The 13,495-nt window shown below is 48.1% G+C and carries 10 protein-coding genes; 3 read left to right on the top strand and 7 right to left on the bottom strand.

What is annotated here, in order from left to right:
- A partial coding sequence (locus ACKFKF_RS19335) for a PA14 domain-containing protein (protein WP_446869198.1) occupies positions 1-2,369 on the bottom strand: 2,369 nt, incomplete at its 3' end.
- Positions 2,370-3,115: 746 nt separating this feature from the next.
- Between ACKFKF_RS19335 and ACKFKF_RS19330 the strand changes: the two genes are divergently transcribed.
- On the top strand, positions 3,116-4,105 hold the full coding sequence (locus ACKFKF_RS19330; RefSeq protein ID WP_446869196.1) for a glycosyltransferase family 2 protein: 990 nt from the start codon (positions 3,116-3,118) through the stop codon (positions 4,103-4,105).
- A 149-nt stretch (positions 4,106-4,254) separates the two neighbouring features.
- Positions 4,255-5,502, top strand: a complete 1,248-nt coding sequence (locus tag ACKFKF_RS19325; RefSeq protein WP_446869194.1) for a glycosyltransferase family 4 protein — start codon at positions 4,255-4,257, stop codon at positions 5,500-5,502.
- Positions 5,503-5,798: 296 nt separating this feature from the next.
- On the opposite strand, the gene ACKFKF_RS19320 is transcribed toward ACKFKF_RS19325, so the two are convergent.
- The 4 genes from ACKFKF_RS19320 to ACKFKF_RS19305 form a co-directional block, all read right to left on the bottom strand.
- Positions 5,799-6,836, bottom strand: coding sequence for a glycosyltransferase family 4 protein (locus ACKFKF_RS19320; RefSeq protein ID WP_446869193.1), 1,038 nt, complete (start codon positions 6,834-6,836; stop codon positions 5,799-5,801).
- A 206-nt stretch (positions 6,837-7,042) separates the two neighbouring features.
- Positions 7,043-7,558, bottom strand: coding sequence for a serine O-acetyltransferase (locus ACKFKF_RS19315; RefSeq protein WP_446869192.1), 516 nt, complete (start codon positions 7,556-7,558; stop codon positions 7,043-7,045).
- A 218-nt stretch (positions 7,559-7,776) separates the two neighbouring features.
- A complete protein-coding gene (locus tag ACKFKF_RS19310; RefSeq protein ID WP_446869190.1) occupies positions 7,777-8,760 on the bottom strand; it encodes a glycosyltransferase family 2 protein in 984 nt (327 codons plus the stop codon).
- A gap of 22 nt (positions 8,761-8,782) precedes the next feature.
- Positions 8,783-9,766 carry an exostosin domain-containing protein gene (locus ACKFKF_RS19305; RefSeq protein ID WP_446869188.1) on the bottom strand — a complete coding sequence of 328 codons (984 nt, stop codon included), beginning with the start codon at positions 9,764-9,766 and terminating at the stop codon, positions 8,783-8,785.
- Between the two features lie 116 nt (positions 9,767-9,882).
- Between ACKFKF_RS19305 and ACKFKF_RS19300 the strand changes: the two genes are divergently transcribed.
- A complete protein-coding gene (locus ACKFKF_RS19300) occupies positions 9,883-11,070 on the top strand; it encodes an RNA-guided endonuclease InsQ/TnpB family protein (protein ID WP_446869186.1) in 1,188 nt (395 codons plus the stop codon).
- 150 nt (positions 11,071-11,220) lie between these two features.
- On the opposite strand, the gene ACKFKF_RS19295 is transcribed toward ACKFKF_RS19300, so the two are convergent.
- The gene (locus tag ACKFKF_RS19295) at positions 11,221-12,645 is read right to left on the bottom strand and encodes an O-antigen ligase domain-containing protein (protein ID WP_446861507.1); all 1,425 of its coding nucleotides are present in this window, start codon (positions 12,643-12,645) and stop codon (positions 11,221-11,223) included.
- 27 nt (positions 12,646-12,672) lie between these two features.
- Complete coding sequence (locus ACKFKF_RS19290) at positions 12,673-13,494, bottom strand: 2OG-Fe(II) oxygenase (protein ID WP_446869185.1); 822 nt, start codon at positions 13,492-13,494, stop codon at positions 12,673-12,675.
- Position 13,495 lies beyond the last annotated feature (1 nt).

The following is a 13,495-nucleotide window of genomic DNA, read 5'->3' as shown; positions in this document are numbered from 1 at the left end:
CCCGTATCTTTGCGCCAGAAGAGGTCGCTTTTGCCGTCTCCATTCAAGTCACCGATCGTCGAACTCCAATCAGCAGGCACCAGATAGGGCAGCATTACTTTCTTGATCGAACTAAACCCATCAAAAAACCAAACCTCAACTTCGCCTGTTTTTTTGCGCCACACCAGGTCGCTTTTACCATCCCCATTAAAGTCGCCAATTTGCTCAATTGTGGAGTTATTGTTGCCAACTATCTTAGTTCCTGGCGGTTCTACTCCATTGATTAGCCACAGTTCTACATTGCGGGTGTCAGGGTTGTACCACAGCACATCGGCTTTACCGTCTCCGTTGAAATCATCACCCGGCAAGCTGACCCGCAGTATATTCAGAAAGCTCGTGGGTGCAAAATTGCCGCCCAAATCGCTGACCTGATTGGCTTGTAGCGTGATTCTATAGTCTCCCGTGTCGGCTGAATCCCAGGCACCAGTCGCTTCGATTTCATAAGTAGCCAGAACCGTACGATCTCCATCACCTTTAACACTGACTAATTTCGCCAGTTGACTGAAGTTTTTGGGGCCGTTGACGAGAATATCTTGATTGTCGATCGTCGATCGTCCCACGGCAACATCATCTTGATAAGTCACCTCAAAACGGTAGCGGTTACTGCCTCTAACTACAGGAGTTAAGACCGCTAGTTGGGCCGTTGGTGCCACAAAATCGACTTGGAGCGTGCCCAAAACACCAGCGGAGGTGAAGTTGCTATTGAGATCGCTAATCTGGTTTGCTTGAAGTGCGAGGGAGTAAGTGCCAGCATCGGTTGATTTCCAGACACCATCGGGGGCATCAATGCTGTAGGTTGCGATCAGGGGGCGACTTGGTTCGAGCGTGGTGCTAACTAACTTTGCTAGTTGACTAAAGTTCTTAGGGCCATTGACGAGAACATCTTGATTGTCGATCGTCGATCGGCTCACACCTGTTTCGTCTCCATACAAGACACTGAAGGTATAGCGGCTACTTCCCTCAGTGATAGGTGTCGCGCTTAAGGTTGCTGTCGGTGGAGTCAAATCAATCTGAAAGCTGCCTAACACTTCAGTAGGCATAAAATTGCTATTAGCATCGCTGACCTGATTGGGCTGTAGGGTGATGGTGTAAGTGCCCGTATCGGCTGAATCCCAAATGCCGCCTGGTGCGTTGGTGCCATAAAGGACAGTGAGCGAGCGACCATCTCGATCGCTGTTGACGCTATTAAACTGTGCAATCTGACGAAAGTTATTGGGGCCGCTAATCACGATGTTGGGATTGTCGATCGTTCTGCGAGAAACGGCTGTGTCATCACTGTAGACAATGGTAAAACGATAATCAGTTCCACCCGCGATCGCAGTCGTCCCCCTAAACGTCGCTGTGGGCGGAGCCAGATCGACCCGAAAAGTGCCCAAAGTCCCTGTTGGGATGAAGTTGTTATCTGTATCGCTGACCTGATTTGCTTGAAGTACAACGGTGTAACTGCCTGTGTCGATCGCATCCCACGCACCCCCCGGAACGTCAATGCTGTAGGTCGCTGTCACCAGACCGCCCCCGCCGCTAACACTGACTAACTGTGCAGGTTGACTAAAGCGATTGGGCCCACTCACTAGAATGTCTTGACGATCAATTGTGGCGAGTTTGATAGCTTGAGTGTCTTTGTAGGTGACCGTAAAGCGGTAGCTCGTCCCGCCACTGTTGAAGACATCTGGTGCAGTTAGGTCGGCGGTGGGCAGGGTCAAATCTGGCTCATAGAGGCGAGCTTGCGGAATGATTTCTTTGGGCTGATTGGGGCTAGACCAGCTTAGTTTGGAGACGGCTCCCCCAGTGCCCTCGTAGTATTCAAGCTTGATGTCGTACTTTTGACCAGCGATCAGAGTGATAGCGTTGCTGTCCTCAATCGGGGAGTGATCTGTCCAATTGTTAATAATTTGTTGCCCATTAATCCATAGTCTGACCCCATCATCTGAGAGCGTGTAGAAGGTGTAAGTTTCGGAGTAGGCAGGCTGTATTTTTCCAGTCCAGCGCACTGAGAACTGATCGATCGGAACAGTAGAATCAGGCGAGCCGCCTCCCCAGTTAAAGTCGATTGCTGCATCAAGGCGGGTTAGTTTGAGACTGTTGAATTTGTTGTCGTAATATTGGCCTAATAGTCCCTTTCCAGTAGAGGGCGGCGCGATCGCTGGATCACTGGAGGCGCTGATCCCATTTTCTAATAGCGATGATTGTAGGGCGGCTACTCGATTGCTATGCACATTAACCGAACTCAAATCAGTCAGAGAACCAAACTCAGGATTGAACATACCTAACTTTTCTAAATGGAGGATAGTTATGAACACTCCGCTAACATTTTTCTTGAGAATAACCATTTAAAATCCGCCTCAAAGCTGTAGATCGGAGTTGCTAAAACAATCTACTCTGAGGTTGAAATTGAGGTTAGAAGAACAGATCTCTGGTAAATAGCTGGATTTTTCGGACAAGAGACACCAGACACAGAACATTAGACAAGAAACTAAACCTGCTTCTCTGTCCAAAGGCTAGAGTCCAAAGTCTCTACAAACTCTGTAGTATTCACAACGTGAACAAGTGTTCAAAGAACGATCGCTTTCACTTGTTTTAGCGACTGCACCATCATCAGTATCCAGGAAATTACAGAGAGAACTCACTGCTTCATATAATCTTCACCAAGAAATAAACTTGAGTTGAGTGCCTTTTTGAGAAGATCAGAGTTTTTGACCCAGTGCACCCCTGTAAGGACTTGAAAAAGACCAAAGCTGTCCTATTGCTATTTTCTTTCTATCATGATTTAACAGTAAAAACACTGGAAAATTAAGTTTGCTAATTATTAAGTTTGCTAATTATTGTGTGGGAGGCGATCGAGCAAAAACACTTTTAGAAGGATGGTAAAGTCAGTGCGATAAGTGGTCGGCAAGCTGTTTTGTTACCATTACCGATGTTATTTGAGGCAGTGAGTTGGGCGACTTCTGCTTAGTTGAATGATGAATAACCGCATCAAGCAAAGTCATTAATCACACAGGTTTCTAGTTAGAATTGTCAGCCTGGTTGATAAGTCAGAACTAGCCTGAGACGGACTTTCTACCTTTAGGTACTCATTTTGAATCAAATTGGATTAGTTGCGATCGGGCGCAATGAAGGTCAGCGATTACACCAATGCTTATTGTCGGCAATTGGTAAGGCAGCTTGGATTGTCTATGTCGATTCGGGATCAACCGATGGCAGTGTAGAACTGGCCCGATCGCTCGGAGTTGCGGTTGTCAACTTGGATCTTTCGATTCCCTTTACGGCAGCGCGCGCTAGAAACGCAGGATTTGAGCATTTGTTGGTGATTGCTCCGACGATCGAGGTTGTGCAATTTGTCGATGGCGACTGTGAAATGGTTGAAGGCTGGCTAGAACTGGCCCAAACAGAATTGTCTACTAATCATCAAGCAGCGATCGTCTGTGGTCGAGTGCGGGAGCGCTTTCCAGACTTATCAATCTATAACCGACTGTGTGACATGGAGTGGGATACGCCCGTTGGCGAGGTAAAAGAATGCGGCGGGATTGCGATGATGCGAGTACAGGCATTTCAACAAGTGGCGGGCTTTAATCCGACGTTGATTGCGGGAGAAGAACCAGAGCTTTGTGTTCGATTGCGTCAAGCGGGGTGGCAGATTTGGCGACTGGATGCCGAAATGACCCTGCACGATGCTCAAATGATCCATCTCAGACAATGGTGGAAGCGAACTCTGCGATCGGGCTATGCTTATGCAGAAGGGGCCTGGCTACATGGGCAGACTCCCGATCGACACTGGCTACGCGAAACTCAAAGTATTGTTTTTTGGGGGTTGGGCTTACCGATAGTTGCCCTTGGGATGGTTGGGATGACTCAAGGTTTCAGCCTACTTCTGCTGATAGGTTACCTAGTGTTATTTAGTCGAATTTTTGTCCATCAGCGTCAGAAGAATGTCTGTAGTAGACATGCCCTGCTCTATGCTAGTTTCTGTGTGTTGGGCAAGTTTGCACAGGCCGGGGGCGCAATCAAGTTTTTGGGAAGTCGATGGTTGGGCGCTCCAACAAAGCTCATTGAGTACAGGCAGGAATGACGTGTTTGAATCAAAATACCCTGGCGATTAATGTTAGCTTCGCAAGAGCCTTCGGAGGGCATCTATGATTCGTGCAGAAAGTCTAATGTTCGGTGCTTTGAGCTTGTCCCAAAGAAGTTGACCTGGAAAAGCTGTATTAAAAAACGTTTATGAAAGTTGTGATTGTTGCTGAACATGCCTCTGCCAAGTTTGGAGGGGAAGCCTTTTTGCCTCTACACTACTTTCGTCTGCTGCGATCGCGCAATATCGACACCTGGCTAGTTGCTCATTCCCGGACTCAAGCTGAACTGCAAACGTTGCTTCCCGAGGCGGTTGATCACATGCACTTCGTCGCGGATACCTGGGTACATCGATCGCTCTATCAGCTAGGAAAACTGTTGCCAGGGCAGATAGCAGGCGCAACGACAGGACTTTTGATGCACCTGTATACCCAAATGATTCAGCATCGAATCGTGTGTCAATTAGTGCGAGAACACCAGATCGATGTCGTTCACGAGCCGATTCCCGTATCTCCCAAGCAGCCATCGCTCATGTTTGCGATCGGAGCGCCTGTCGTCATCGGGCCGATGAATGGAGGAATGGAGTATCCGCCTGCTTTTCGATCGCGCCAAAGTCACTGGGTAGAACGGGCCGTCTCACTGGGGCGATCAGTCTCCAATGGGTGCAATCACCTTTTACCTGGCAAACTGAAGGCAGAGACGCTCCTGGTTGCCAATCAGCGTACAAAACAAGCACTTCCAGCCGGGATTCGTGGAACGGTAATCGAACTGGTAGAAAATGGAGTGGATTTGTCTGTGTGGCGATCGTCCACTCCCCAGCCCAAAGATCCCTACGGCTGCGTTCAGTTTGTCTATATTGGTCGTCTGGTCGATTGGAAAGCGGTCGATTTGTTGTTAGACGCTTTTCAGCCTGTTGCGGCTCAGACGGGAGCGATTTTAGAAATCATCGGCGATGGGGTACTGCGGCAACAACTAGAAGCCCAATCTGCCAGCCTCAAGCTGTCTGATCACGTTAAGTTTACGGGCTTTCTTTCACAATCAGACTGTGCGAGTAGGCTACAGGCGGCGGATGGATTGGTACTCACCAGCTTACTCGAATGTGGGGGAGCCGTGGTCTTAGAAGCAATGGCAATGGGACTCCCGGTGATTGCGACTAACTGGGGTGGGCCGATGGACTATGTAAATGCAGACTGCGGATTTTTGATCGATCCAACTTCTAGAGAGGCTTTGGTGAAGGGGTTTACGGATGCGATGTTGAAGTTGGCTGAGTCCCCAACGCTACGATCGCAGATGGGACAAGCCGGACAAGCGCGAGTAGCCCAACACTTTGACTGGGAACGCAAGATTGATCGCATGATTGAAATCTACCAGCAGACGATCGTCCGTTGGCAGTCGTAGAATTTTTTTAATGCAAATTCGACGGAATCTTTCGCTGCGGTCGTCAATCCGGGCAGCCCCCTAGATCCCCCACAAGTGAGGGACTTTGATTTGAAAATCTTGCTCTAACGTCAGTTCGATGAACGCTTCGCTTCGCTTTTAGATCCAGGAACGCCCCCTAAATCCCCCACGAGTGAGGGACTTTGAACCAGAATTCCTCTCTGAAAGTCCGCCAAAATTGGCAGCTTGGGGGGCAGAAGCCGTGAACAACGAAGCAAAAAAACTTCATCGAATGCACGTTTTTTAAAATCTTTGTCTCACGTCGGTTGATACAGACCTCGCTCTGCTAAAAGCTGTCGAAAGTCGGACAAAGTAGATTCTTCAGAACAATGCTTTTCGACAAAGCCCAGCGCATTCTGACTCAGACGCTGACACTTTTTGGGATCATTCCAGAGGGCTGCGATCGCATCCGCTAACCCATCGGGATCAAACGGATCGCACAAAATTGCATTGTCCTCATGTTGTGCATAGTCACTCACCCCGTGAGAATCTGTCACAATAAACGTCTTTCCTAAGTGCATCGCAGCGACCAGCGTCACATGACCACAGGGAACCTCAGAGCCTTTGAGCGGCAGCACCATAAAGCGTGAATGCTTCAAAATCGACATTGCTTTAGGAAAAGGGATATTCACAAAGGCTTTGACGTGAGAAGGCAGTTTTAGCTTCTCCAGATTGTCGGGTCTAACCACCAGTATTGTAGGAATGTTGGGTAACTTTTCTAACGCTTGTATCAGCGTGGGATAGTCCCGTGAGTTGCCGCCAATGGCACAAATATAGTCCTCTCGATCGCCCTCATCAGACAGAAATTGAGGTTTGCTGGCTCCAAAAAAGACGACTTTGATTCGCTCGATCGCCAGCCCAAAATAGTCTCGATAAAGCGTTTGCTCAAAGGTGGAGTAAACCATAAACTGACTGATGTTAGCAAACGCCCACTTCATACAGTGATACTTAAGTCCGCGTGGCAGGGCAGGAAAGTTAAAAGAATGGGCAATGTGATCAGTGTTGACCTGGAGCAGCGACACAAAGACGGCACACCAAAAAGAAACTCTCGGATCGTGGGTGACTAATAGTTGAACCTGATGTTTTTTTACATAGACGACAGCCTGCCAACAAGCCCGAATCATGGATAAGTTAGGGCGACGAATCGCAGTTTCAATCGCTCCCTGGGGACGATCGTTAAAAAATGTCCAGCGAAACTGCTGTCGATCGAATTCTTCTGAAAACCAGCGCCAGTTTTCTTCAAAAAAGGGAGTACAGCAGACAATCTCGATCGGTCGTGTCCTATTCAGTGTCATAGTCATCAGCAATCACAGCAACAGTTGGACTTTTCTAAAAGGCAGGGTTAGTGAACCTGGAACAATTAAGCTCAGAAAGCAACGAAACGGTTTGATCTAGTGTCTATTGTGGCTACTAAAGTTACTAAGGCTACACTCAGTTAGTTTTGGAAGCTTTAATCTGGTAACATTCATTGATGAATCTGCTGAACTAGATGTTCTTTTAGCTACTTGGCATCAAGCAGCAGGTCAGAACTTTTAGCCCGAATGATTTTTGCTGGAATGCCGACGGCAGTAGCTCCGGGTGGCACATCATACAGCACGACAGCATTTGCCCCAATCTGAGCATGATCCCCAATTTTGACCGCCCGAATAATCTTGGCACCTGCTCCGATGTCTACATGTCCGCCAATTTCTACGCCACCTACGATCGTCACCTGCTGAAGAATCAGACAGTTTGGCCCGATCAACACCGACGGATGAATCACCACGCCATTGGGATGCGGTAAAAGCAATCCGCCTTCAATTTGACAGTTTAAGGGAATGTCAGACCCCGTTACCACACTCCAAAATCGATGTTGAAGAATTGCCAAAGCAGCCAGCGATCGACCAATCATTCCACCGCGCGGCCGCCAATATTGATAGCCTCGGATTGCTTTGATCAACTGACGGCTCGGCTCCCACCAGCCACTACATTTTTCGCGTAACCAATCTGGCTCTGTAGCAGAAACTTGTGATGCCATCGCTAATTCAAAAGTTGCTGGGGGACGGTGAGAGACTGGAAGCGTTGGACATTGTAACGTTCGCTCCTAAACTTGCTCTGTCAAAAGCCCTTTGTCCGATCCGCTGTGTGCTTGTATAGAGCGGACATTGCTTCATTAAATCACAATGGTGCATTTTGCAATCCCAGTAGAGGACAGTTGTCTAAACGGACAGCTTCAAGTGGCGAATTTTACTTGACTCAGGCTTGTTTGCCTTTAAAGAACACACTGTTTGTCCAAAAATCTTGGAGTAGCTTGGGTGGGGTTTGTTCTGGCTTGCCCTGGAGAAACTGCCTGAACTTGCGTAAAACAAAGGCAACTAGCCAGACAGCATCCGCGATCGCAGCATACCACCAGCCATGATTTTTGAGAAAGTAGTAGCGTCTCGAATCAAACCAGTATTGAGGAAGGCGTTTGATCGTGTTTGTATTCATACCAGAGCTTTGTCCGACCAGGTGAATGACTCGACTCTGGGGCACATACCAGCAAGACCAGCCCGATCGCTGCGTTTGGCGACAAAAATCTAGTTCCTCAAAGTACATAAAATACTGCTCATCCAGCAGTCCTCCTGTCTCAAAGACTTCACGACGCACCATCATACTGGCTCCCGATAGCCAATCCGTTTGACAGACTGCTTCGGAGATTGGCGGAATGACCGCCCACCTGGATAGCAATTTGGACACCAGCCCCAAACTCAGGCCAAAATCTAACTCACTAAAAATACTCGGAAACCGAAAGGCTGAATGTTGACAGGTGCCATCCGGATTTTCCAAACGACTACCCACAATTCCCACATCAAAGCGATCGCTGATAAATTCAATCAATGCCTTTAATGCACCGGGATGCACGATCGTATCTGGATTGAGTAACCAAAAGTAGGCAGGCGGATCAGGTGAGTCGAGGGCAGCGCGGATGACTGCATTATTGCCAAACGCAAATCCCCCATTGTGATCCAGCGGCATCAGAGACACCCACGCTCCCCAACCTTCGGTCTCAATTGCTGCTCCAATTTTTTCAACAGAGCCATCTTGAGAATCGTTGTCTGAAACAACAACTTGTGTATTAGGTACAGACTGCACCTCATGGAGTAAGGATCGTAGGCAGTCGATCGTCAAATCGGGAGTACGATAGTTCAAGATCACGACTAGCAGATGTGTTTTGTTTAGTTGACTTAGACCAGGCATGTTAGTTAGGTGCTCCTTTCGCTCAGGTCAGTGCAAAAATTTGTTCGGTAATCTCATGTAGCCAGTTTTTCTCTCTCAACTCCTTTATGAGTGCCAGACTTCTAGATTGCCTTTCGATAAAGGCGGCTTCTGAGGTTGTTTCATAGTCCTCGCGAATTATCGTTTCTAGTTGATCCAGTTTGCTATAAGGAACTCTAATACAGACTTCATCCCAATCGACGTGAGGAGGCAACATCATATCTGTGTCGATTAGCACAGGCACTCTGCCCCATGACAGTGTTTCATAAAATCTGAAGCTATAGTTTTCGACCCCTCTTGGACAAAGCACATAAGTATTGTTGAGTAAATGGCTTCTATAAATCTCAGCATCTTTTGGGTCGGGTACAAAAGCCCCTTTTCTGACAATATCTAGTGGTAGATTCGACGCTTCTAAGTTTCTTAGAGCCTCGATTCTGGCGATGCAGGGAAAGAAGAGAACAGGCAGTCTCATCCCTTTGGGGCTAAGTAGAAATTCGAGATACTTGAGATGCCATCCCTGGACGAACTTCTTCTTCAAAAATGTGGGGAGGTAGGCGGCTAACTTTGCTCCTCCCGAATGCTCATAAGAGTTGCCCATAAATCCGATAGACAAGGCAGGCTTGTGCTTCCACTGTAAAGCTTCTATGTCTGCGGTGCCTGAGTTAGGAGTCCAAATGTGCGGAATGATTTTTAGGCGAGTAGCGTCACACCAGGAGCGATAACCAGAGAACATAATACTCAAGTCCGGCTCTTTCAAATACAACTCGGTGGTGTCAGGGATGAATACTATAACCTCATTTTCTTCTTTTCTAAATGCCCGCTTTAAGTTCTTTAAGTTAATTGAATTGCAGCGAGTAATCTCAAATCCCGCTACTTTTTGAGTCGTGCAGTCTACTCCTTTTTCAGAGAGCGCTAGTTGAATGTCTTTGTAATAGTCATAGTGAATAAACTCGAAGTCTAAAATAACAAACCTAACTTTCTTTCTCATCGAAAACCTCCGAGAAACCCTGCCGTTCCAGGGCAGGGAGGGATAGGAGCGTCAAACAAGCCGCTCAACGCGGTGCAGATTGACAATCTCACACAAACGAAGCGAGAATGTGAGTCATGGAACAAGCCTTTCGCTATCGCTTCTATCCCACTGCCGAACAGGAGTCGCTCCTGCGTCGCACATTGGGCTGTGTGAGGCTGGTGTACAACCGCGCCTTGAATGCGAGAACTGAAGCTTGGTATGAGCGACAGGAAAGCGTTGACTATGTTCAAACCTCTGCTTTGTTGACTGGGTGGAAACAGCAAGACGACCTCCAGTTTTTGAATGAAGTGAGTTGTGTGCCATTGCAGCAAGGATTGAGACATCTGCAAAAAGCCTTCAGCAACTTCTTTGCCGGACGAGCAAAGTACCCGAACTTCAAGAAGAAACGGAATGGTGGTTCTGCCGAGTTCACCAAGTCTGCGTTCAAGTGGAAAGACGGACAGGTGTTTTTGGCAAAGTGCAAAGATGCCCTGCCGATTCGCTGGAGCCGCCAACTTCCTCAAGGTTGCGAACCCTCGACGATCACCGTTCGCTTGAGTCCAAGTGGACGATGGCACGTTTCGTTGTTGGTGGACAATCCCAACCTCAAGCCCCTTCCACCCGCTCCAAAATCGGTCGGACTGGATCTCGGAATCACCAGTCTGATTGCGACGAGCGACGGAGCCAAGATTGCGAATCCCAAACCGTTTGAGCGACTGAGAAAGAAACTCAAACGAGTTCAAAAGGCGCTTTCTCGCAAGCAGAAAGGCTCGAACAACCGAGAGAAAGCCAGAATTCAGGTAGCGCGGATTCAAGTCAGAATTGCGGACTCTCGCAAAGATTTTCTCCATAAACTGACCACTCAACTGATTCGTGAAAATCAAACGATTGCAGTTGAAGATTTGGCAGTCAAAAACATGGTGAAAACCCCCAAGTTGGCGCGGCAAATTGCCGATGCTGCTTGGTCGGAGTTGGTACGACAACTCGAATACAAAGCCAAGTGGTATGGTCGAACCTTGGTGAAAATTGACCGATGGTTTCCAAGCTCTAAACGCTGTGGAAGCTGCGGTCACATTCTCGATTCGTTGCCGTTGAATATCCGTGAATGGGACTGCCCGAACTGTGGGACACACCATGACCGGGACATCAACGTCGCACGAAACATCTTGGCGGTGGGACACACCGTTGCAGTCTGTGGAGCGAACGTAAGACCTGATCAGCATGAGTTGAAAGGGCGGTTGCGAAAAACCAGTAATGGAAAGAAGCAGAAACCTAAGTCGTGAGTCTTGGGAGTCACCCTGGCTTTAGCCCGGTGAGGATGTCAACTTTACCACTCATTCTCAATACAGAGGGCTGTCTAACATTTGGCTTTCTGTTGGATTAGAAATAGCCAATTGGGTGGTGCAAATGGGCAGTGCAGAAGGTTATGTGAATTACAGCGATCGCCCCCGATCGACTTCTTCTTGAGCAGGTGATAGCTGAAGCTGTTTCACGACCAAACGCTCTGCTAGTGATAGATCAATGCCGTCAACGCCAAGCTGGTCAGACTCTAGATGCCGGGCCATCAAACCAGATAGACCCCCAATTCCCAACACAAATACAGGCATTGCCATTGCATTCACTAAGTTGTCTACCATATAAAAGACTAAAACGAGAGAAATAGCAGCAGATGGCGCAACTTTGGGGTGCAACCAGGTTCTGGCTGGGTAATAACCGACAAACATCAACACAGGCAACAAGACGACCGTTGTACCGCAGGCTAGTCCCAAGGCTCCGTTGACACCAAAGGTAATCACCCACCAACTATCCGTCACCGAAGCATCCTGTCCCCATTCATCAACGATGCGCGATCGCCCCCACCCTGCCCAACCGACAATCATCCGTTCACGAGCTTTGACGACCAGCGCTTTCTCCTGGTTTAGCCTAAACTGTAGGGAGTCGGCCCGATCTGGATTGACAGCACTCGAAAAGAATTGGGTAATTTGATCTCCATTAAAGCTTCCGGTCGCCGCCACGTAGAGATAAAACGGAATCACCACAACCAGTAAGACGACTAAAATCGAGGTACGCAGCCACTTGACAGTAGACAGGACGGCGATCGACAGCAACACATAAAGCAGCGCCCCCGTCGATTGGATCAAAACCATCAGACCGAATAACGTCCCCACTAGCCACCCCATTGAGATATTCCAAAAGCGCTTGATCGCACCCGATTGCCACAGCCAGATCGCAATGATGGTGACGGCTGACATCCAGAGCGCAACGGACAACCCATGAACATTAAATAGATAAGGGCGATAGCCTCCCTTGCGGATGGATTGCACAAATGCATAGCTATTGACATCAATGCCGTACAGCTTTCTGTGGAGTTGGGGACTCATCTTAAACTCAAACAGACAAAGCGGCGCATAGACCAACCCACCTGCAAAAATGCCGACTGCTAACGCTCGCAGACCCACCAAACTATTGAGATAGACCCGCCCAAAAAAGTAAGGGACTCCCCAAACTGCAAACCGCTCAGATGCCGCCCGAAAGCCATCATAGAGACTGAGACCATTGTTCAACGAGGAGGCAACATGGCACAGACACCACAACGCGATCGGAATATCCACCAAACTAAATCGAAAGGACTTGAAGCGATCGATATCGAAGAAAAGTACCGCAATCACAACGGCGTAACAGGTTGCTGACATCTTGCCATAGGAAGGCAGTCCTGGAATCAGATAGTCATAGACGGGCAGAAACAAGTAGGCCGTAATGAAGCTGATGATCAAAGCTCTCTGAGGCGGCAGATGCTTAAACAAAAAGAGAACGATCGGTATCCAGCCAAACAAAACGAGGGGGATCAAAGCAAACATGGGCTTTTGGCATCCTATTGATGAATCCTACTTGCGTAGCGCGTTTTTTAGGTCAATCAAAATCGGGGGAACTAGCTTTTTGGCCCACGCTTTGGGACTGAGTGGCGGTTGAGAGTGCAGCGACTCTAGACCGGGACGATCGCGAAAAATCGTTGTATGAGCATCCGAAATTTCTGCGGCGGGTCTGCCATTGCTGTAGTAGTAGAGCGCCAACGACTTGCGAGTTTCTCCATCAGGGCAAGTTAGTGGTTCGGGGTGTCCGTGGTAAGAAAAATCAGTGGTGCTGAAGATGACGCAGCGGTTAAAAATCGGCAAAATTTTCTTTTGGCATTGAGTCATGTTTTGATCCCAAAGTTCCAGATGTCCGCCGTAGTCTTCTTGCCAATTTTGGTTGAGATAGATTAGTAAATTGAGGCGGCGATCGAGGCGCAGTCTTTCATATTGATTAAAATCGACGTGCATTTTGAGGTAGCCTCCTCTTTCGATCTGGTGCAGCCCACCGCCGACAAAATGAGGATCAGGAATGAGTCCTTCAATGCCTGTGAGTTGTTCTAAAAAATTGAGGAAGGTCGATGAATTTAATTGGTAAAGCAGAAAACGGGTCATGTCTCCCATCTGTCGTTCGTGGGTGGATGCCAGCTTTTTTTCGGCTGTGTTGTCAAACTTTTTCCACTCGATCGAACTGACTTTTGGAAACTCATTCAGCACGTCGTTGAGCACAGAGGTTGGCAAAAAATCGTCAATCACGACATGAGGAAATGGCCTTGCTTGAGCGTAGACTTCTCGATATCTGAGAACTAAACTTTCTAAATAATTTGAGTCGAGCCGAAACATCAGTGTGGAATTCATT

The sequence above is a fragment of the Phormidesmis sp. 146-12 genome (assembly GCF_052939495.1).
This window is presented reverse-complemented; position numbering and strand designations above follow the sequence as displayed.